The sequence below is a fragment of the Actinomadura sp. NTSP31 genome (assembly GCF_041951385.1).
GTDB lineage: Bacteria > Actinomycetota > Actinomycetes > Streptosporangiales > Streptosporangiaceae > Spirillospora > Spirillospora napierensis.
Genome location: NZ_JBGNUT010000033.1, coordinates 12,756 through 31,711 on the forward strand (window position 1 = coordinate 12,756; position 18,956 = coordinate 31,711).

General features: G+C 73.6%; 21 protein-coding genes. 5 read left to right on the plus strand and 16 right to left on the minus strand.

The genetic code is table 11. From position 1 onward, the window contains the following. Nucleotides 1-28: 28 nt before the first annotated feature. From yajC to pgsA, 14 genes are all read right to left on the minus strand, one after another. Nucleotides 29-526 carry a preprotein translocase subunit YajC gene (gene yajC / locus ACA514_RS39040; RefSeq protein WP_375046334.1) on the minus strand — a complete coding sequence of 166 codons (498 nt, stop codon included), beginning with the start codon at nucleotides 524-526 and terminating at the stop codon, nucleotides 29-31. A 178-nt stretch (nucleotides 527-704) separates the two neighbouring features. Continuing rightward, entirely contained in the window at nucleotides 705-1,769 is a 1,065-nt protein-coding gene (ruvB, locus tag ACA514_RS39045) for a Holliday junction branch migration DNA helicase RuvB (protein ID WP_375046335.1), read from the minus strand. After that, the gene (gene ruvA, locus ACA514_RS39050) at nucleotides 1,769-2,374 is read right to left on the minus strand and encodes a Holliday junction branch migration protein RuvA (protein ID WP_375046336.1); all 606 of its coding nucleotides are present in this window, start codon (nucleotides 2,372-2,374) and stop codon (nucleotides 1,769-1,771) included. Before ruvA ends, ruvB begins: the two co-directional genes overlap by 1 nt. Beyond that, entirely contained in the window at nucleotides 2,371-3,006 is a 636-nt protein-coding gene (ruvC, locus tag ACA514_RS39055) for a crossover junction endodeoxyribonuclease RuvC (protein WP_375046337.1), read from the minus strand. The genes ruvA and ruvC overlap by 4 nt, the downstream gene beginning before the upstream one ends. 81 nt (nucleotides 3,007-3,087) lie before the next feature. Beyond that, entirely contained in the window at nucleotides 3,088-4,239 is a 1,152-nt protein-coding gene (eis, locus tag ACA514_RS39060; protein ID WP_375046338.1) for an enhanced intracellular survival protein Eis, read from the minus strand. Nucleotides 4,240-4,334: 95 nt separating this feature from the next. After that, nucleotides 4,335-5,090, minus strand: a complete 756-nt coding sequence (locus ACA514_RS39065) for a YebC/PmpR family DNA-binding transcriptional regulator (protein WP_375046339.1) — start codon at nucleotides 5,088-5,090, stop codon at nucleotides 4,335-4,337. Between the two features lie 4 nt (nucleotides 5,091-5,094). Beyond that, nucleotides 5,095-5,718 carry a pyridoxal 5'-phosphate synthase glutaminase subunit PdxT gene (gene pdxT, locus ACA514_RS39070; RefSeq protein ID WP_375046340.1) on the minus strand — a complete coding sequence of 208 codons (624 nt, stop codon included), beginning with the start codon at nucleotides 5,716-5,718 and terminating at the stop codon, nucleotides 5,095-5,097. Between the two features lie 129 nt (nucleotides 5,719-5,847). Continuing rightward, on the minus strand, nucleotides 5,848-6,462 hold the full coding sequence (locus tag ACA514_RS39075) for a hypothetical protein (RefSeq protein WP_375046341.1): 615 nt from the start codon (nucleotides 6,460-6,462) through the stop codon (nucleotides 5,848-5,850). Nucleotides 6,463-6,608: 146 nt separating this feature from the next. Next, a complete protein-coding gene (gene pdxS, locus ACA514_RS39080; protein WP_375046438.1) occupies nucleotides 6,609-7,514 on the minus strand; it encodes a pyridoxal 5'-phosphate synthase lyase subunit PdxS in 906 nt (301 codons plus the stop codon). A gap of 136 nt (nucleotides 7,515-7,650) precedes the next feature. Continuing rightward, nucleotides 7,651-8,682 carry a DUF3048 domain-containing protein gene (locus tag ACA514_RS39085; RefSeq protein WP_375046342.1) on the minus strand — a complete coding sequence of 344 codons (1,032 nt, stop codon included), beginning with the start codon at nucleotides 8,680-8,682 and terminating at the stop codon, nucleotides 7,651-7,653. 131 nt (nucleotides 8,683-8,813) lie between these two features. Further along, on the minus strand, nucleotides 8,814-9,356 hold the full coding sequence (locus tag ACA514_RS39090; RefSeq protein WP_375046343.1) for a hypothetical protein: 543 nt from the start codon (nucleotides 9,354-9,356) through the stop codon (nucleotides 8,814-8,816). A 10-nt stretch (nucleotides 9,357-9,366) separates the two neighbouring features. Continuing rightward, nucleotides 9,367-10,521 (minus strand): glycosyltransferase family 4 protein, encoded by a 1,155-nt coding sequence (locus ACA514_RS39095; RefSeq protein ID WP_375046344.1) that lies wholly within the window; start codon nucleotides 10,519-10,521, stop codon nucleotides 9,367-9,369. Continuing rightward, nucleotides 10,518-11,450: a phosphatidylinositol mannoside acyltransferase gene (locus ACA514_RS39100; protein ID WP_375046345.1), complete on the minus strand. Its 933-nt coding sequence runs from the start codon at nucleotides 11,448-11,450 to the stop codon at nucleotides 10,518-10,520. Before ACA514_RS39100 ends, ACA514_RS39095 begins: the two co-directional genes overlap by 4 nt. After that, complete coding sequence (gene pgsA, locus ACA514_RS39105) at nucleotides 11,447-12,166, minus strand: phosphatidylinositol phosphate synthase (RefSeq protein WP_375046346.1); 720 nt, start codon at nucleotides 12,164-12,166, stop codon at nucleotides 11,447-11,449. Before pgsA ends, ACA514_RS39100 begins: the two co-directional genes overlap by 4 nt. 328 nt (nucleotides 12,167-12,494) lie before the next feature. On the opposite strand from pgsA, the gene ACA514_RS39110 reads away from it, so the two are divergent. From ACA514_RS39110 to ACA514_RS39125, 4 genes are all read left to right on the plus strand, one after another. Next, nucleotides 12,495-14,663 carry an elongation factor G-like protein EF-G2 gene (locus tag ACA514_RS39110; protein WP_375046347.1) on the plus strand — a complete coding sequence of 723 codons (2,169 nt, stop codon included), beginning with the start codon at nucleotides 12,495-12,497 and terminating at the stop codon, nucleotides 14,661-14,663. A 198-nt stretch (nucleotides 14,664-14,861) separates the two neighbouring features. Then, nucleotides 14,862-15,668, plus strand: a complete 807-nt coding sequence (locus tag ACA514_RS39115; RefSeq protein WP_375046348.1) for a polysaccharide deacetylase family protein — start codon at nucleotides 14,862-14,864, stop codon at nucleotides 15,666-15,668. Between the two features lie 9 nt (nucleotides 15,669-15,677). Further along, complete coding sequence (locus ACA514_RS39120; RefSeq protein ID WP_375046349.1) at nucleotides 15,678-16,133, plus strand: hypothetical protein; 456 nt, start codon at nucleotides 15,678-15,680, stop codon at nucleotides 16,131-16,133. Then, nucleotides 16,130-17,083 carry a hypothetical protein gene (locus ACA514_RS39125; protein ID WP_375046350.1) on the plus strand — a complete coding sequence of 318 codons (954 nt, stop codon included), beginning with the start codon at nucleotides 16,130-16,132 and terminating at the stop codon, nucleotides 17,081-17,083. Before ACA514_RS39120 ends, ACA514_RS39125 begins: the two co-directional genes overlap by 4 nt. A gap of 26 nt (nucleotides 17,084-17,109) precedes the next feature. Here ACA514_RS39125 and ACA514_RS39130 read toward each other — a convergent pair whose 3' ends face one another. Together ACA514_RS39130 and ACA514_RS39135 are read right to left on the minus strand one after the other, a co-directional pair. Beyond that, nucleotides 17,110-17,511: a thiol-disulfide oxidoreductase DCC family protein gene (locus tag ACA514_RS39130; protein WP_375046351.1), complete on the minus strand. Its 402-nt coding sequence runs from the start codon at nucleotides 17,509-17,511 to the stop codon at nucleotides 17,110-17,112. Between the two features lie 58 nt (nucleotides 17,512-17,569). Further along, entirely contained in the window at nucleotides 17,570-18,109 is a 540-nt protein-coding gene (locus ACA514_RS39135) for an HIT domain-containing protein (RefSeq protein ID WP_375046439.1), read from the minus strand. Nucleotides 18,110-18,367: 258 nt separating this feature from the next. Here ACA514_RS39135 and ACA514_RS39140 point away from each other — a divergent pair, with 258 nt between their 5' ends. Continuing rightward, complete coding sequence (locus ACA514_RS39140) at nucleotides 18,368-18,943, plus strand: Asp23/Gls24 family envelope stress response protein (RefSeq protein ID WP_375046352.1); 576 nt, start codon at nucleotides 18,368-18,370, stop codon at nucleotides 18,941-18,943. The last annotated feature ends 13 nt before the right edge of the window (nucleotides 18,944-18,956 follow it).

The following is an 18,956-nucleotide window of genomic DNA, read 5'->3' on the forward strand; positions in this document are numbered from 1 at the left end:
CCCGTCTCGAGTCGTTGCCGGAGGCGTGTCAGGCCGAGGGCTTCTCCCCGGCCTTGGCCTTCGCCTTGGGCTTGGACTCTTCGGCCTCGTCCTCGTCGAGCTCGTCGAGGTCGGCGGTGTCCTTGGACAGGTCCACCTCGGACGGCTCGTCCTTGACCAGGTCGACGCGCTCGCCGTCCTCGCCGTCCTCGAGCTCGTCCTCGTCGGCCTCGTCGTCCAGCTCCTCGGGCTCGTCGCCCTTGAGGACCTGCATGACGGCCTGCTTGACGAAGTGGACCTCGACGCCCGGCGCGATCTCCAGCAGGAGACCGTCGTCGTCGACGGAGACCACGGTGGCGCGGATGCCGCTGGTCGTCAGCACCCGGGCACCCGGCTCCATGGCGCTCTGCATGTTCATCTGCTCCTTGCGCCGCTTGCTCTGCGGGCGGATGAGCAGGAAGTAGAACACCACGGGGACGGCGAGGAGCAGCAGCAGGTTGAAACCCCCGCCGCCGGACGACGCCGCCAAAATCATGTCGCTGCCCATTACTGGGGCATCCTTCCGATGTGGTTTGCCCAGCCTGTGACCGGATCGGCCACCCCATGGGGAACGCGGGCTGGAGACGGTGGAACCAAGTCCCGGAGTCTAGAGAGTACGCGAGACCCCGGCAACGACGTGACGATCCGCGGTGCCGGGAAGTTCCCATCCCGTTACAACATGATCACTATTCGGGCCGATCGGCGTCGTCGTCCACCTCGAACAGCGTACCGGCCATCGGGGAGGAGGCGGGCTGGGCGATGCCGAGATGCGCCCACGCGGCGGGCGTCGCGATGCGCCCGCGGGGCGTCCGGGCCAGCAGTCCCTGCCGGACGAGGAACGGCTCGGCGACGACCTCGACCGTCTCCGGCTCCTCCCCCACCGACACCGCCAGCGTCGACAGCCCCACCGGCCCGCCCGCGAACTTGCGCATCAGCGACTCCAGGACGGCCCGGTCGAGCCGGTCGAGACCGCGCTCGTCCACCTCGTAGAGTTTGAGCGCCGCCCGCGCCAGCTCCCGCGTGATCACGCCGTCGGCGCGGACCTCGGCGTAGTCGCGGACGCGGCGCAGCAGCCGGTTGGCGATCCGGGGCGTCCCCCGGGACCGCCCGGCGACCTCCGCGGCGCCGTCGTCGGTGATCTCCACGTCCAGCAGCCGCGCCGACCGCCGGACGATCACCTCCAGCTCGGCGGGCGCGTAGAAGTCCATGTGCGCGACGAACCCGAACCGGTCGCGCAGCGGCCCCGGCAGCATCCCCGCCCGGGTCGTCGCGCCGACCAGCGTGAACGGCGCGATGTCCAGCGGGATCGCGGTCGCGCCCGGCCCCTTGCCCACGACGACGTCGACCCGGAAGTCCTCCATCGCCATGTAGAGCATCTCCTCGGCCGGGCGCGCCAGCCGGTGGATCTCGTCGAGGAACAGCACCTCGCCCTCGGCGAGCGTGGACAGCACCGCCGCCAGGTCGCCGGCCCGCTCGATCGCCGGGCCCGAGGAGATCCGCAGCGGCTGCCCCAGCTCCGCCGCGATGATCATCGCGAGGGTCGTCTTGCCCAGGCCGGGACCGCCCGACAGCAGCACGTGATCGGGCACCCGGCCGCGCCGCAGCGCCCCGCGCAGCACCAGCGACAACTGCTCGCGGACGCGCTCCTGCCCGACGAAGTCGGCCAGCTTCTTCGGCCGCAGCGCGGCCTCGATCACCTGCTCCTCGGCGCCCTCCGCGTCCGCCGAGACGAGCCGGTCCGCCTCGTCCATCACTTGGCGAGCTTCTTGAGCGCGGACCTCAGCAGGGTCGCGACCGGGGGCGCCTCGGCGCCGTCCAGGTCGGCGGCGACGGCGTCGACCGCGGCGTCGGCGTCCTTGGCGGACCAGCCGAGGTTGACCAGCCCCATCTGGACCTGCGGGCGCCACGCCTGCGCGGCGGCGGGCGCGCGGACGTCGCCGGCGGCGTCGCCGGTCGGGCCGCCGAGCCGGTCCTTCAGCTCCAGGACGATGCGCTGGGCGCCCTTCCTGCCGATGCCCGGCACCTTGGTCAGCGCGGCCAGGTCCTCGGTGGCGACCGCGCGGCGCAGCGCGTTCGGGGTGTGCACGGCGAGCATCGCCAGGGCCAGGCGGGGACCGACCCCGCTGGCGGTCTGCAGCAGCTCGAAGACCGCCCGCTCGTCGTCGTCGGCGAAGCCGAACAGGGTCAGCGAGTCCTCCCGGACGATCAGCGAGGTGGGCACCTTCGCCTGGTCGCCGACCCGCAGCCCGGCGAGCGTGGCGGGCGTGCACTGCACCGCGAGGCCGACGCCGTGCACGTCGATCACCGCGCCGTCCGGCCCGGCGGCGGCCACCTGGCCGCTGACGAAGGCGATCACTTGATGCTTCCTCCTCTGCTCGGGTCCTTCCTGCGGACGCCCCCGGGGCTCGGCGGGCCGTCCCCCGGGGCGGTGCCGCCGCGGGCGGCGAGCCGCTCGCGCTCGGCCCGCGCCGCCTGCTCGATCCGCGCGACCTGCGCCCGCGCGAGCCGCTGCTGCGCTCCCCCGCGCCACACGTGGCAGATGGCGAGCGCGAGCGCGTCCGCCGCGTCCGCCGGCCTGGGCGCCGTCTCCAGGCTCAGCAGCCGGGTCACCATCGTCGTGACCTGCGCCTTGTCGGCGCGGCCGTTGCCGGTGACGGCGGCCTTGGCCTCGCTCGGGGTGTGCAGCGCGACCGGCAGGCCGCGCCGGGCGGCGGCCAGCATCGCGATGCCGGCGGCCTGCGCGGTGCCCATCACCGTGCGGACGTTGTGCTGGGAGAACACCCGCTCGACGGCGACGGCGTCGGGGCGCAGCTCGTCCATCAGCGCCTCGATCCCCCGCTCGACGCCCAGCAGCCGCAGCGCGTGGTCCTCGCCGGGGTCGGTCCGGACCACCGACACGTGGACCAGGTGCAGCCGCTTGCCGGGCGCGCCCTCGACGACGCCCACCCCGCACCGGGTGAGCCCGGGGTCCACCCCCATCACCCGCACGGCCGCTCCTTCGATCATGTGTTCGGCCGAACACGCTACCAACTCAGGATGACATCGTCCGCCCGCGGCGGGCGTGTCCCATCAGAAGTAGTCGAGGGAGAAAGGGACGGCCGCGAACGGGGCGGAGAGCGCTCCGGCGTCCCCGCCCTGCAGCAGCCCGGCACGGCGCAGGGTCGCGACCGGAATGCCCGCGTAGAGCGCGGACAGGCCCCGCGCGCCCAGGCGCACTGCGGCGGCGTCCTCTCCGGAACGCTCCAGCCGGCCCTCGCCGTCCTTGATCTCCAGGCGCCAGTGGCCGGAGTTCGCGGGCCGCTGCGGGTCGTCGATCTTCAGCGGAACCGCGGCGGTCACGCCCTCCGGGTAGCCGCGCGCCGCGATCGCGGCGGGCGCGTCCACCACCCGCAGCATCCACTGGCTGCGCTGGACGGTCTCCTTCTCGCGCTCGCCCGGCAGCCACAGGACCGGGTCCATGGGCGACACGCAGGCACGGACGGTCGGGGCGGTTGAGGAGCCGGAGCCCACGATGGCCCACAGCGCGCGCAGCGTCCGCTCCGAGGACGCCACGGCCCGGACGACCTCCAGCGCGGTGTTGCCCTTGGCCCAGCGGTAGGCGAGGAACCCGTCCTCGGCCAGGTAGCAGTACACGTCGCGGTCGTCGAGGAAGGCCGGCCACATGCTCGCGTGCCACCCGATCGGGCCGCAGTCGCCGGCGGCCGCGTGGGCGCGTCCGATCACGGCCGCGACCTCCGCCGCGTCACCGGGCCCGGCGCGGCGGACCGGCATCCGCTCGGCGGCGATGCCGCGCAGCGCCTCGGCCGGGATCTCGATCTTGTGCTGGGCGCCGGCGTGCTCCCAGCCGAGCGAGCGGTAGATCCGCGTCGTCGCCGGGTACAGCATCGACAGCGCGTGCCCGAACCCCGCGCAGCGCTCCAGGATGTCGGTCATCAGGCGGCGTCCGAGCCCGCGCCCGCGCTCCTCCGGCGCGACCGTGACGCCGCCGATGCCGCCCATCGAGACCGCCCGCCCGTGCCACCACTGGGTCATGTCGTGGATGCGGCCCGTCGCCACGACGCGGTCGCCGTCGAAGCCCGCGAACTGCCGCCCCGCCGCCGCCACCGGCGCGGTGTTGCGCAGCGTCGCCTCCCACTCGGCGTCCGGCAGCGCCCCGAAGGCGCGGGCGCGGATGTCGCGGGTGCTGTCCATCTCGCCGGGTTCGAGGGCACGAATCTCCATGATCCCGACCGTAGGCCATGCCGGCGGCCTCCCGGAACGCCGGACGCCGCCGCGCCCTCGCGGGCTGCGGCGGCGTTCACGGCACGGGACGCGCCTCAGGCGTCGATCTTCTCCATGACCTCGTCCGAGACGTCGAAGTTGGCGTAGACGTCCTGTACGTCGTCGGAGTCCTCCAGCGCGTCCAGGAGGCGGAAGACCTTCTTGGCGTTCTCCTCGTCCAGCGGGACGGTCACGCTGGGCAGGAACTTGCTCTCGGCCGACTCGTAGTCGATGCCGGCCTCCACGAGGGCGGTGCGGACCGCGACCAGGTCGCCGGCCTCGCTCACGACCTCGAAGTTCTCCTCGTCGAGCTCGTTGACCTCTTCGGCGCCGGCGTCCAGGACGGCCATCATGACGTCGTCCTCGCTGGTGCCCGCCTTCGGGACGATCACGACGCCCTTGCGGGTGAACATGTACGACACCGAGCCGGGGTCGGCGAGGGAGCCGCCGTTGCGGGTGAGGGCCACCCGGACCTCGGAGGCCGCGCGGTTGCGGTTGTCGGTCAGGCACTCGATCAGGACGGCGACGCCGCCGGGGGCGTAGCCCTCGTAGGTGATGTTCTGCCAGTCCGCGCCCCCGGCCTCCTCACCGGCGCCGCGCTTGCGCGCGCGCTCGATGTTGTCGTTGGGGACGGAGTTCTTCTTCGCCTTGTAGATGGCGTCGTAGAGGGTGGGGTTCGCGTCGGGGTCGCCGCCGCCGGTGCGGGCCGCCACCTCGATGTTCTTGATCAGCTTGGCGAAGAGCTTGCCCCGCTTGGCGTCGAGGGCCGCCTTCTTGTGCTTGGTCGTCGCCCATTTGGAATGGCCGGACATTCAGTCAATCCTCCTTGCGCATCGCCCGGCGCACCAGATCGGCGAAGTAGTGGTGCACGCGGAAGTCGCCCGTCAGCTCCGGATGGAAGGCGGTCGCCATCAGGCGGCCCTGGCGGACGGCGACGATCCTACCGGCGTTCGGCCCGGTCTCGGCGCGTCCGAGGACCTCGACGGCGTCGCCGACGGACTCCACCCAGGGTGCGCGGATGAAAACGGCGTGGTACGGCGTGTCCCCCATACCGGTCAGCGGGACGTCGGACTCGAAGGAGTCGACCTGCCGGCCGAACGCGTTGCGCCGCACGGTCATGTCGATCCCGCCGACGGTCTCCTGGCCCGCCGCGCCGTCCCGGATCCGGTCCGCCAGCATGATCATGCCGGCGCAGGAGCCGTAGGCGGGCAGGCCCGCCTCGATCCGCTTGCGCAGGGGCTCCAGCAGCTCGAACGCGCGCGCCAGCCGCCACATGGTGGTGGACTCCCCGCCCGGCAGGACCAGCCCGTCGACCTGGTCGAGCTCCTCGGCGCGGCGCACCGTCACAGTGCGCGCCCCGGCCTGGTCGAGCGCGCGGGCGTGCTCGAACACGTCGCCCTGGAGGGCGAGGACGCCGATCGTCGGTACGGCAGCAGTCACGTGGGGAACCTCTCGGGGGTCGCGCGGCGGCACGGGCGGGCCATGGCCCTGGACACTCTCTACAACACCGGGCAGCCGGGCTGATCTTCCCCGGGGCGTGCCCGGCGCCCTGGGCCGGAGTCGCGAAGACTACGCGTGCTTGAAGCGGCGGAGCGGGAGCTCCAGCGGCAGGAACCCGTCCTTGCCGCGGTCGGCGATGCCGCGGCCGAACATGTGCGCCGCGGCGAGCGCCAGCCCGAACTCCTCGTGGTCGAAGGGCAGCGGCACGTCCGGCGCGCCGGCGTCGATGGCCCGCCAGAACGGCAGCTCCGCGGGGAGCCGCTCGCCCTGGTCGACGACGACGCCGTCCTCGGCGGTGACGAACACGTCGCGGAGCAGCTCGCCCGCGGTGTACCAGCGGAACCAGCAGCCGCGGATGACCGTGTGCAGGACCAGCACGCCGCAGGACGCGCCGGGCAGCGCGGCGGCCGCGGTGTCGGCGATCCGGCGGGCGTCGTCGTCCAGGCAGAACAGCCGCCGGTCGCACAGCAGCAGCGCCCGCTCGAACGCGCCGACGAACAGCTCGTCCTCGTACGGCCAGAGCGCGAAGTCCAGGACCGTGTCACCGGTCTCGGTGAGGGTGGCCGCCGGGTAGAGGCCGCGCGCGATCCGCGCTGCCGCGTCCGGGTCGGGCACCAGGCCCGGCCGGAACACCTCGGTGGGTTCACCCGCGCTCGCGCACGCCAGCGCGACGGACCAAGCCATGCTCTCCCCTCCCGCGGCCGGGCACCGCGCAGGGGCGCCCGGTCTCCGGGGGGCCCGCCCCGGTGACCCGGCCCCTCACCGGCCGCGCCGCCAGCGTAATCCCTCCGGCGGCGCGCCGGGGAGGGGGATCCCGCCGGCGGAACGGGTCACCAGCCGCGGTGGGCGAACTTCTGGTCCTCGCCGAGGGAGGCGACGTTGATGCCGACCATGGCGTCGCCGAGGCCGCGGGACACCTTGGCGATCACGCCGGGGTCGTCGTGGAAGGTGGTGGCCTTGACGATCGCCTCGGCGCGCTGCGCGGGGTTGCCGGACTTGAAGATGCCGGAGCCGACGAACACGCCCTCGGCGCCGAGCTGCATCATCATCGCGGCGTCGGCCGGGGTGGCGATGCCGCCGGCGGTGAACAGCACCACGGGGAGCTTGCCGGCCTTCGCGACCTCCTTGACGAGCTCGTAGGGGGCCTGCAGCTCCTTGGCGGCGACGAACAGCTCGTCCTCCGCCAGGTTCTGCAGCCGGCGGATCTCCTGCCGGATCCGCCGCATGTGCGTGGTGGCGTTGGAGACGTCGCCGGTGCCGGCCTCGCCCTTGGAGCGGATCATCGCCGCGCCCTCGGTGATGCGGCGCAGCGCCTCGCCGAGGTTGGTGGCGCCGCAGACGAAGGGGACGGTGAACGCCCACTTGTCGATGTGGTTCTCGTAGTCGGCGGGGGTGAGCACCTCGGACTCGTCGACGTAGTCGACGCCGAGGGCCTGCAGCACCTGGGCCTCGACGAAGTGGCCGATGCGGGCCTTGGCCATCACCGGGATCGACACCGCGCCGATGATGCCGTCGATCATGTCGGGGTCGCTCATCCGGGAGATGCCGCCCTCGGCGCGGATGTCGGCGGGCACCCGCTCCAGCGCCATCACCGCGACGGCGCCGGCGTCCTCGGCGATCTTCGCCTGCTCGGGGGTGACGACGTCCATGATCACGCCGCCCTTGAGCATCTCCGCCATGCCGCGCTTGACGCGGGCGGTCCCGGTCTCGGGCGCGTTCTCCGGGGCGGAATTCAAAGTGGACACGGGCATTCCTCACGTGCGCGGACGACAGGTCGCCTTCCATGGTATTGCCTGCTTGAGGGCCGTTTCGACGCCCCTCCGGGGGCAGGCCAATGGGCGGGAATTGGCCGTTGACCGGGCGCCCGCGGCGCTATGGAATGTGGGGCTTGCCGTCGTTCAGCAGGACCACCCAGACCTGCCCCCGCGCGAACGTCATCGGCTTGCCGCCGGGGGTGGTGTAGGTCGTCCCGGCCGTCTCCGAGGGGCGCGACCACTTGGCGTCGTAGGACTTGCCGTCGCGCAGCACGGTGGCGCGGCCGGTGCCCGTCGTCTGGATCAGCGGGGTGTAGCTGCCGAGGAAGTCGTGGAACTTCGAGCGGGTGGTCTTGGCGTACTGGACGACGATCGTGGCGCCGCCGAGGCGGCCGCCTTCGGCCGCGATGTCGGGCTTGCCGCCCCAGCTGGCGAGCCAGCGCTTCGCCTTGGCCGACCAGGTGAACCCCATGGTCGCGGCCGGCCATTTCGCGGTGAACGACCCGGTCGGCTTGCCGCCTTCCGGCGCCGGGCCGAACCGGAAGCCGATGTCGCGGGGCGCGGACGCCTTGGGCGCCTTCTTGAGCAGGGCCTTCGGGTCGCCGTAGAGGTTGTACGGGATCTGCCTCGCACTGGAGCGGGAGTAGGCGGAACCGGCGTTCTCCTGTGAGATGTCGTACACCGGCGCCTTGCGGATGTACTTCTTCATCTTGCTCTGCACACCGGAGAACGCGAAGGCGGGATGCCCGAACTGCGGAAGGATGTGCAGGTCGGAGATCCGGGCGCTGCGGACCGGCCCGACGCGCTTGGGCAGCTTCGAGGAGTACACCGCCATCAGGCGGGTCTCGCCGCCCTCCACCTGCTCGACGTAGACGATGTCGGCGGCGGACACCCCCGCCTGCGGCAGCGCGGGCTTGGTGTTCTCGATCTTCACGGCGAGGACGGGGTTGCCGATCCCCCTGGTGCCGCCGTTCAACGGGTGCGTCGCCGGCACCGGGCTCCCGGACGCCGTCCCGCCGTGCGCGCTCGGCGGCGCCGCGGTGCCCGATCCGTGCGAGTCCGAGCAGGCCGCGAGGGCCGAGCCGAGCACGACGGCGCCGAGCCCCGCGGCCGCCCGCCCCCGTGCCGTCCTGTGCCACGCGTGTCGCATAACCCTCCCTTTGCGGCGATCTGCCCGAGGGTAGCGAACGGAAATGATGCGTTCGCCCGGTCCGCTGTACGCGCGGGCGCCCCGACGGGCTCGATCGGCCCCCGGATCCGGGCGGCGGATCCGGCCGGCGGTCAGAACCGGGGCGGGTCGTCGTCGATCTCGAAGAAGTCGGGCAGGGCCGCCCGTCCCGCCAGCGGCAGCACCCGGATGAGCGGCTTGCGGCGCGCGGCCCGCGCCTGGGCGACGGCGTCGTTGTAGAAGCGGCGGGCGTAGGCGACCTTCGCGGACGACGAGGACAGCTCCTCCAGGACGTCGGCGCCCTCGCCGCCGCCCTTCCCCGCGACCGTGCCGGCGAAGTCGGGCTGGTCGGCGACGGCGCGCAGCGCCCGCGACAGATCGCTCTCGGCGAACTCGCGGTTGTCGGCGTCGGCGGTGCGGGCCTCGTGCGCGGCGGTGGCCAGCACGAGGCTCGCGGCCGGGTCCAGCAGCCGGGAGGCCGCGAGCTCCAGCGCGGCGGCGGCCCGCCGGACCAGCGCGGCGTCCAGCGCGGCGCGGGCGGTCTCGACGCGGACGTGCAGCCGGTCCAGCCGGGTGGCGCGCCACGACACGTACACGCCGACGAGGAACACGACGGCGATCCAGAACAGGACGTCGATGATCCAGTGGTAGAGCATCGGTGATCCCTCAGGCGCCCGGGCCGGACTCGACGACGCCCGCGCCGGCGTAGGCGACCGTCTCGTAGACGCGCAGGACGTCCCGGGCCACCGATGACCAGTCGTAGGCGCGGACGGCGGCGCGCGCCTCGGCGGACAGCTGCTTGCGCCGGGCGGGATCGTCCAGCAGCGCGCCGGCCGCGGCGGCGAGGGCCTCGTGGTCGCCGGCGGTGAACAGCGCGCCGGCGCGGCCGCCGAGCAGCACCCGGTCGAACGCCTCGATGTCGCTGGCGAGGATGGGGGCGCCCGCCGACATCGCCTCGGCGAGCACGATGCCGAAGCTCTCGCCGCCGACGTTGGGCGCGACGAACACCTCCACCGAGTGGTAGGCGCGGATCTTCTCCTCCTCGCTCACCATGCCGAGCACGACCACCCGGTCGCGCAGCTCCGGTGAGACGCGGGCGGCCACGTCGTCGGCGTCGCCGGGCCCGGCGAGCAGCAGCCGCAGCCCGGGACGGCGGCGGCCGAGGATCTCGAAGGCCCGCAGCAGCACCGGCAGGCCCTTGCGCGGCTCGTCCATCCGGCCGAGGAAGCCGAGCGCCTCGGCGCCGCGCGGCGTGTCGGAGCGGCCCGGCCAGCCGGGCAGCGGGTCGGCCATCGCGTACCGCTCGGTGGCGACCCCGTTGGGGATCAGCACCGCGTCGCCGCCGAGGTGCTCGACCAGGCTGGTGCGGGCCGCCTCCGACACCGCGATCCGGCCGTTGATCTTCTCCAGGGCGCTGCGCAGGATCGGCGCGGTCACGGACAGGGCCCGGGACCGCTCGTAGGAGGCGTGGAAGGTGCCGACGATCGGCCCGTCCGCCGCCCAGCACGCCAGCAGGCCGAGCGACGGCGCGGCGGGCTCGTGGACGTGCAGCACGTCGAACCGGCCCTCGTTGATCCAGCGGCGGACGCGCGCCGAGGACAGGAACCCGAACGCCATCCGCGCCACCGAGCCGTTGTAGGGGACGGGCACGGCGCGGCCGGTGGAGACGGCGTAGGGCGGCAGCTCGGCGTCGTCGTCCGCGGGAGTGATCACCGACACCCGGTGGCCGAGCGCGGTCAGCGCCTCGGCGAGGTCGCGGATGTGCTGCTGGACGCCGCCGGGGACGTTCCATGTGTAGGGGCAGACGATGCCGACGTTCACCGCGGCGCCCCTCCCGGCCGGGGCGGTTCCAGGTCGTCCACCCAGACCTTCTGCAGCATGTGCCAGTCCTCCGGGTGGGCGGCGATGCCCGCCTCGAAGACCCGCGCGGTCTCCTGCGTCATGGTCCGGATCTTCTCCCGCCTGGCGCCCTCGTCCGGGACCGGGATCTCCTCGTGGACGCGCGCCGCCCAGTACTTCCCCTCGTACCAGAGTGTCACGGGAATGAGGGCGGCGCCCGTCTGGACCGCGAGCGCGGCGGAAACGGCGGGCATCCGGGCGGTGGCGCCGAAGAACTCGACGTCGACGCCGCTCGCGGTGAGGTCGCGGTCGACCACCAGGCAGACGGGCCGCCCGCCGCGCAGCCGCTGGGCCATCCGGCCGAATGCGGAGGCGCCGGTGTGCGCGAGGACCTCCATGCCGAGGCTCTCGCGGAACGCCACGAACCGGTCGAACAGCGACTCGGGCCTGAGGCGCTCGGCGACCGTCGTGAACGGGTATCCGCAGGCCGCGAGCCAGGCGCCGGCGTGCTCGTAGTTGCCCATGTGCGGCAGCGCGAGGATCACGCCGCGGCCGGCGTCGAGGTTGGCGAAGATCTTCTTCTCGCCGGTGACCCGCATCCGGCCGAGGATCCGCGCCCGGCCGTACTCGGGCAGCCGGAACACCTCCAGCCAGTAGCGGGCGTAGGAGCGCAGCACCCGCTTGCTGAGGACGCGGACCTCGTCGTCGACGGCGTCCTTGCCGAGGACGCGGCACAGGTTGCGCTCCAGCTGCCGGACGCCGGCCCCGTGCGCCTGCCAGGCGCGGTCGGCGACCGCGGTGAACGCGAGCCGGGCGGCGCCCTCGGGCATCTTGCGGACGATCGTCCAGCCCATCGCGTACGCGGCGTCCATCACCTCGTCGCGGAGCGCCGCCGGCGCGGAGCGGGTCATCGCCGCGGGCCCGGCCCGGCCTTCGCGTGCGCCTTCTCGCCGTTCTCCTCGTCCTCGGACCCGCCGGAGGCCGCGGACGCGCCGGGGCCGGAACCGGGGCCGGCGGGGTCCGCCGCGGGGGCGGCCTTCGCCTGGGCGTAGACCGTCGCGAACCGCTGCCCCACCGTGACCGTGCTGAGGGCCGCGAGCACCCACAGCGCGATCGCCAGGACGTACGGGACGCCGAGGCCGTCCAGCCCGGCCGCCACCAGCGCGATGATCAGGCGTTCGGCGCGTTCGGCGATGCCCACGTTGCAGGTGTACCCGAGGCCCTCGGCGCGGGCCTTGGCGTAGGACACCACGACCCCGGCGACCAGGCAGTACAGGGCGGCGCCGGCGAGGCCGTGCTGCCCGTCCCGGTAGAGCCCGATCATCAGCCCGGAGAAGATCGCCGCGTCCGCGACCCGGTCCATCGTGGAGTCCAGGAACGCGCCGAACTTGGAGATCTTGCCGGTGACCCGGGCGACCGCGCCGTCCAGCATGTCGAACAGCACGAACGCGGTGATCACCATCGTGCCCCAGAAGAACTCCCCGCGCGGGAACAGCACCAGGGCGCCGGCCGCGACGCCGGCGGTGCCGATGACGGTGATGGCGTTGGGCGACACCCCGGTCCGCGCGACCGTCCGTCCGATGGGCGTCAGGACGCGCCCCAGCGCGGGCCTGATTCTGTTGAGCATCGCCGTCCGTTCTCCTGCTGCCGGGTGGAAGGGCCGCCGGCATCGGCCAGGGGGGCCGCCGTTGGCGGGCCCAATCGTAGTGCGGCCGCCGGCCCGGCGCGGTCAGGCCCGGGTTTGCCGCCCCGCGCGGCGGACAGAAGCGGGTTGAATGCCGTTCACCCCTTGTGGTCCCGCCGCGCACGGGAAAGGGTGTTGACACGGGTGTGACGTCGGTCACGCACGTTGGACGAGGTCGGACGCCGCACTCGGACGTCAGGGCCGGGCCCCTCCGGGCCGGGCCCCAGCCGCACGCGGGCCCCCGCGAGGAGGCCCCTCCGAGGAGGTAGCCATGGCGGACAAGGGAGGACACCCGGGAGCCCCCGGCAGGGCACCGGAGGCCGGCGGGTGCGACAAGGTGCGCAACGTCGCGCTGGTCGGCCATTCGGGGGCGGGCAAGACCACGCTCGTGGAGGCGCTGCTGGCGGCGGCGGGCACGCTGCAGCGGGCCGGCCGCGTCGAGGAGGGCACCACGGTCAGCGACTTCGACGACGTCGAGGTCCGCCAGCAGCGCTCGGTCAATCTCGCGCTCGCCCCGCTCCAGCACGGCGACATCAAGGTCAACCTCATCGACACCCCCGGCTACGCCGACTTCGTCGGCGACCTGCGGGCCGGGCTGCGCGCCGCCGACGCGGCGCTGTTCGTGATCTCGGCGGTGGACGGCATCGACGGCCTCACCCGGATGATCTGGGAGGAGTGCGCCGCGGTGGGGATGCCCCGCGCGGTCGTCATCACCAAGATCGACCAGCAGCGCGGCGACTTCGACGACGTGGTGCTGAGCTGCCAGGACGCCTTCGGCGAGGGTGTCCTGCCGCTGTACTTCCCGGCGGCCGGCGGCGACGGGCTGAAGGGCCTGGTCGGGCTGCTCACCCAGCGCTGCCTGGACTACTCCACCGGCGAGCGCACCGAGTGCGCGCCCGACCCGCGGTACCTGGAGCAGATCTCCGAGCAGCGCGCCTCGCTGATCGAGGGGATCATCCAGGAGAGCGAGGACGAGACCCTCATGGACCGGTACCTGTCCGGTGAGGAGATCGACGTCAAGGCGCTCATCGAGGACCTGGAGACCGCGGTGGCGCGCGGCAGCTTCTACCCGGTGCTCGCCACGTCGGTGCCGCACGGCGACCACCCCGGCCCGGTCGTCGGGATGCTGGAACTGCTCGAAGTCGTCACCCAGGCGTTCCCCTCGCCGCTGGAGCACGGCATCCCGGCGGTGACGCCCGTCGACGGCGGGCCGCCGAAGGAGGTCGGCTGCGATCCCGGCGGGCCGCTCGTCGCCGAGGTGATCAAGACCGCGTCCGACCCCTACGTCGGGCGGATCTCGCTGGTGCGGGTGTTCTCCGGGACGCTGCGTCCCGACATGACCGTGCACGTGTCCGGGCACGGCATGGCCGAGCGCGGGCACGAGGACCACGACGTCGACGAACGGGTGGGCGCCCTCACCTCCCCGCTCGGCAAGACGCAGCGGACCGTCGCCTCGTGCGGCGCCGGCGACATCTGCGCGGTGGCGAAGCTGTCGCGGGCCGAGACCGGCGACACCCTGTCCGACCCGTCGTCCCCGATGGTGATGGCGCCGTGGACGATGCCGGACCCGCTGCTGCCGGTGGCGATCCGGGCCAAGTCGAAGGCCGACGAGGACAAGCTCAGCCAGGCGCTCGGCCGGCTCGTCGCCGAGGACCCGACGCTGCGGCTGGAGAACAACGCCGAGACCCGGCAGCTGGTGCTGTGGTGCATGGGCGAGGCGCACGCCGACGTGCTGATCGACCGGCTCAGCGGCCGGTACGGCGTCGAGGTGGAGCGGGTCGAGCTGAGGGTGCCGCTCCGCGAGACGTTCGGCGGGTCCGCCAAGGGCCTCGGCCGGCACGTCAAGCAGAGCGGCGGCCACGGCCAGTACGGGATCTGCCACGTCGAGGTGGAGCCGCTGCCGTCCGGCGAGGGCTTCGAGTTCGTCGACAAGATCGTCGGCGGCGTGGTGCCGCGGCAGTTCATCCCGTCGGTCGAGAAGGGCGTGCGGCAGCAGATGGAGCGCGGCGTGTCCGCCGGCTACCCGCTGGTCGACATCAAGGTCACGCTGTACGACGGCAAGGCGCACTCGGTGGACTCCTCCGACATGGCCTTCCAGGCCGCCGGCGCGCTCGCGCTGAAGGACGCCGCCGGGCAGGTGCCGGTGCTGCTCCTGGAGCCGGTGGACGAGGTGACCGTGCTGATCGCCGACGAGTACGTGGGCGCGGTGATGTCCGACCTCACCTCGCGGCGCGGCCGGGTGCTGGGGACGCAGGCGGTGCCGGGCGGCCGCACGATGATCAAGGCCGAGGCGCCGCAGCTGGAGATCGTCCGGTACGCGATCGACCTGCGGTCGATGTCGCAGGGCACCGGCTCGTTCGACCGGAGGTTCCTGCGTTACGAGCCGCTCCCCTCGCATCTGGCGGAGAAGGTCGCCAAGGCGGAGGCGGTGCACGACTAGCGCGCGGCGGACGGGGACGGGCGGAGGCGAGCGGGCCGCCCGTCCCCGTCCCGTCGCCGTCGTGGTCCACCCGGGACACCCCGGATGCTCCTTCCGGAGTCGTCCAACTGGCGGCGCGGCCTCATCCCTGAGGGTGACTCCGATTTAGGCTTCTTGGGCGATGGCGGGCGGTTTCCGTCGTGAAACTCTTACTGCGCTATGAGCGACACGGGGGAAGATCGGCGGCCCGCACGACCCGGGCGCCGCAATGTGGTCCGGGGCATCGGCCTCGCGGCCGGAGGGCTGTTCGCGGCCGGCGCCGGGTTCGCCACCGAGCAGGCCTGGCGCGGGGACGGCCCGCCGACCCCCGCCTCCGCCGCGTCCGTCGACTCCTGGCAGCCGCCCGACCGGCAGGTCGACGTGGTGTGGTCGGTCGACATCCGGCGCCGGCTGGTCGCGCTGACCTTCGACGACGGGCCGATGGCGAAGTGGACGCCGCAGGCCCTGGACGCGCTCGACGAGGCGGCAGTCCCGGCGACGTTCTTCGTGGTGGGCAGCCGCCTGGTCCGCAACGCCCATCTCGTCGAGGGGCGCCTCGGCCGGCACGAGATCGGCAACCACACCTGGAACCACGACGACCTGTCCAAGCTGAGCCTCGCGCACGCGTACCGCTCCATCCACCGCACGCACGAGGCGATCCAGCAGGTCACCGGGCGGACCCCGAGGCTGCTGCGGCCGCCGTGGGGCCGGCTCGGCGGCACCACCCTGCACGTCGCCGCCCAGCACGGCTACGACATCGCGCTGTGGTCGCTGCTGGTGCAGGACCTCCGGCTGAGCCGCGAGCCGGCCGAGATGGTCTCCGCCGTCGTCGATAACGCCCGGCCCGGCACCATCGTGCTCGCCCACGATGTCGGCGCCCGGAGCCGCGAGGCGGCGGTCGAGCGGCTGCCCGCGATGATCCGCGGGCTGCGCGGCCGGGGTTTCGACTTCGTCACCGTGTCGCAGCTGCGGCGGGCCGCGCTCTAGGCTTGCCCGGTGAACCTACCTGTCCTCCGCCTGGGCGCCCGCGCGCGGCTCTGGCGGTCGCTCGCGGGCGCGGCCTTCGTCGCCGCGCTGCTGTTCACCAGCGCGTACGGGAGCAACGACGACTTCCCCATCGGGCCGATGACGCAGTTCGCGTTCTCGGTGAAGAACGACGGCGGGACGATCGGATCGTTCTGGCTGGAGGCCGACACCGCCGAGGGCCGGCACGTCGAGCTGTCCCGGGACGCCGTCGGGACCGGCATGAAGCGCGCCGAGATCGAGGGGCAGATGGACCGCATCGTCCACCATCCGGCGCTGCTGCAGGGGATCGCCGAGGGGCAGCGCCGGCTGCATCCCCACGATCCCCGGCTCACCAGGATTTACGTGGTGGAAGAGATCAAGAGGCTGGAGCACGGCAAGGTCGTGTCGACCAGGCGCGTCAACCGCGTCGTCTGGGACGTGCGGTGACCGCCGCCGCGACGCCGGAGGCGCCGAGGCCCGTCGCGCCGGCCGGCGCGGAGCCCGGCCCCGCCCGCACCCCGTGGGACCGCTGGTGGTTCGGCCCGGTCCCGCGCGCCCGCATCGCCTGGCTGCGGATCCTCGGCTACGCGTTCCTGCCGTTCGACATGCTGCTGCTGACCGGCAGCTCGCTGGCGCACGCCCGGCTGCCCGCCGACCTGTACCGGCCGGTGCTGGCCGGGCGGCTGCTGCACCTGCCCGCGCCCACGCCCGCCGCGATGTACGCGCTGCTCGCCGTGACGCTCGCGACCGGGTTCGCCGCGGCGACGGGCCGGTTCCTGCCGCGGCTGACCGGCTATGTCTGCGCGTGCGGGTACCTGTGGTGGGTCACGATCAGCATGTCGTACGGGAAGGTCGACCACGACCATCTCGCGCTCGTGGTGGCGCTGTTCGTGCTGCCGAGCGTGGGACGGGCCCGGATCGACGACGAGCGCGGGTGCGAGTCGTCCGCGTGGGCGGTGCGCGGCATCCAGATCTCGGTGGTGGCCGCCTACTTCCTGTCCATGTGGGCGAAGGTGCGGATCGGCGGGTTCCCCGCCTGGCCGAACGGGGCGACCGTCCAGTGGGCGCTGAGCCGGCGCGGGACGGCGTTCGGGCGCAGCCTCATCGGCTATCCGCTGGTGTTGAAGGCCAGCCAGTGGTTCATGATCACGGCGGAGGCGGTCTCGCCCGCGCTGCTTTTCCTGCGCGGCCGGCCGCTGTACCTGTTCGTGCTGTTCTTCGCCGGGTTCCACGCCGCCACCTACGCGCTGATGAGCATCCACTTCCTGCCGCACGCGATCTGGCTGGCGGCGTTCCTGCCGCTGGAGCGGCTGACCGGGCGGCTCCCTTCGGGGCTCCGCCGGACGCTGGGCGGCCGGGCTGCCGCGGCCGACGCGGTCGCGGTCGAGGCGGCCTGACCGCCGGCGAGCAGGGCCGCGGGCGGTCAGCCCTGGGCGCCGGGGCGCTGCGCGGCGGGCAGCATGCAGGCGGCCGTGCCGCCGGGCATCCGCTGCCGGTTGTTCGCGACGAGCCGGTAGACGGCGTGCGCGAGCCAGCTCACCGGGGGCGTCCGCATGACGACGCCGGGGACGCGCCAGATCCCGCCGGCCGCCGTCAGCAGCCGTCCGATCGCCTCCGCGCCGCCGCTGACGCGACCGGCCCGGTCGACCCACAGCACCTCGTGCTCCGCGCGCTCCTGGGTGGTGCCGAGTGCGGCGAGGTCGGCGAACTGGAACGCGACGACCTCGGCGTCCACGGGGACGTTGCGTTCCAGGAACCGCACCGAGGTGGTGCAGAACCCGCAGTCACCGTCGTAGACCAGCACCGGCCGCTCGCGTCGCGTCATGGCGTCCATCATGCCGTGCCGTCCGTGCACGGCGTGCCGCAGGTGCGCGCCGGCACCGTCAGTCCTGCGGCCAGGCGTCGGCGAGGATCTGCCGGGTGTCGCGCAGCAGCTGCGGCAGTACCCTGGTGTGCCCGACGACCGGCATGAAGTTGGTGTCGCCGCCCCACCGCGGCACCACGTGCTGGTGCAGGTGCGCGGCGATGCCGGCCCCGGCGACCAGGCCGAGGTTCATGCCGACGTTGAACCCCTGCGCGCCGCTGGCCTTGCGCAGCGCGGCGAGCGAGCGCCGGGTGAAGACGGCCAGCTCGGTGTACTCCGGCTCGTCGAGCTCGCCGTAGTCGGCGACGTGCCGGTACGGGACGACCATCAGATGCCCGGAGTTGTAGGGGTAGAGGTTGAGCACGGTGAAAACCGACCGGCCGCGCGCCACGACGAGGCCGTCCTCGTCGGACATCTCCGGGATCTCGCAGAACGGGCAGCCCTCCCCGGCGTCCGGGCCGGTGGGCTTGTTCTCGCCCTTGATGTAGGCCATCCGGTGCGGGGTCCACAACCGCTGGAAGTGGTCGGGCGTGCCGGCGCCGCCCCTCTCCTCCTCCAGGCGGGGCCTGCGCTCCCCGGCGCCCGGCCCGGACGCCTCGTCGCGCCCCTGCTGGTCCACGGGCTTCTCCGGCTCTGCGGTCAAGGCGGCGGTCTCCTTTTGTTCACGGCCTGACCAGCAGCATAGAGAGGGGAGGCCGAGGGCACGTAGCCGGGCTGCCCGGCGGACGCCGCGGACGCGCCCGCGAACGGGGGCCTGCGTGACGTATCACCGCTCTCTCCGACACCATGGTCGTCCAGCCGACCAGTGGGAGCGATCATGAGCGAGCTCGACAGGGGCCGCGCCGCGGACGGCGCCGAAGCGCACCCGGGGGCGGGGCCGATGCCGTTCTTCCCCGGGGCCTCCGGCCGGCCGGTGCCGCCGCCGCTGCCCGCGCCCCCGCCGGGGCCCTCGCTGGCCCCGTCCGCGGGGTCCTCCGCGGGCTCGTCGGCGACCGCGACCGCCGCGCCGCCGGTGGAGGGGCGGATCACGATCGGCGACGAGATCGCCGAGAAGGTCGCCGTTCTGGCCGCGCTGGAGGCCGGCGGCGTCTGCGCGCTCGGCTCCGGGGTGCGGGTCCGCCGCTCGGGCGACGCGGTTTCGGGCGACGCGGTCACGGTCGACGTCGGCGTCGTCGTGGAGTACGGCCACGTGATCAGGGACGTGGCGGCGGCGGTGCAGGCCGGGGTGGCGCGGATGACCGGGCTGATGCTGGGCGCGCGGGTCACCGCGGTCAACGTGGCGGTCGAGGACGTCCGCCGCTCGCCGGGAGCGGGGTCCGGCGAGGCGGGCGCCGGCGGGGCCGCTCCCCTCCCGCCCACGGGAACGGGCCCGGGCACAGGACACGCACTCTAGGCGCGCCGCGCCC

Coding starts and splice junctions, on each gene's coding strand:
- yajC (WP_375046334.1), bottom strand. CDS start 526: ATGGGCAGCGACATGATTTTGGCGGCGTCGTCCGGCGGCGGGGGTTTC.
- ruvB (WP_375046335.1), bottom strand. CDS start 1,769: ATGGACGAGGCGGACCGGCTCGTCTCGGCGGACGCGGAGGGCGCCGAG.
- eis (WP_375046338.1), bottom strand. CDS start 4,239: ATGGAGATTCGTGCCCTCGAACCCGGCGAGATGGACAGCACCCGCGAC.
- ACA514_RS39065 (WP_375046339.1), bottom strand. CDS start 5,090: ATGTCCGGCCATTCCAAATGGGCGACGACCAAGCACAAGAAGGCGGCC.
- ACA514_RS39075 (WP_375046341.1), bottom strand. CDS start 6,462: ATGGCTTGGTCCGTCGCGCTGGCGTGCGCGAGCGCGGGTGAACCCACC.
- ACA514_RS39085 (WP_375046342.1), bottom strand. CDS start 8,682: ATGCGACACGCGTGGCACAGGACGGCACGGGGGCGGGCGGCCGCGGGG.
- ACA514_RS39090 (WP_375046343.1), bottom strand. CDS start 9,356: ATGCTCTACCACTGGATCATCGACGTCCTGTTCTGGATCGCCGTCGTG.
- ACA514_RS39100 (WP_375046345.1), bottom strand. CDS start 11,450: ATGACCCGCTCCGCGCCGGCGGCGCTCCGCGACGAGGTGATGGACGCC.
- pgsA (WP_375046346.1), bottom strand. CDS start 12,166: ATGCTCAACAGAATCAGGCCCGCGCTGGGGCGCGTCCTGACGCCCATC.
- ACA514_RS39110 (WP_375046347.1), top strand. CDS start 12,495: ATGGCGGACAAGGGAGGACACCCGGGAGCCCCCGGCAGGGCACCGGAG.
- ACA514_RS39115 (WP_375046348.1), top strand. CDS start 14,862: ATGAGCGACACGGGGGAAGATCGGCGGCCCGCACGACCCGGGCGCCGC.
- ACA514_RS39130 (WP_375046351.1), bottom strand. CDS start 17,511: ATGACGCGACGCGAGCGGCCGGTGCTGGTCTACGACGGTGACTGCGGG.
- ACA514_RS39140 (WP_375046352.1), top strand. CDS start 18,368: ATGAGCGAGCTCGACAGGGGCCGCGCCGCGGACGGCGCCGAAGCGCAC.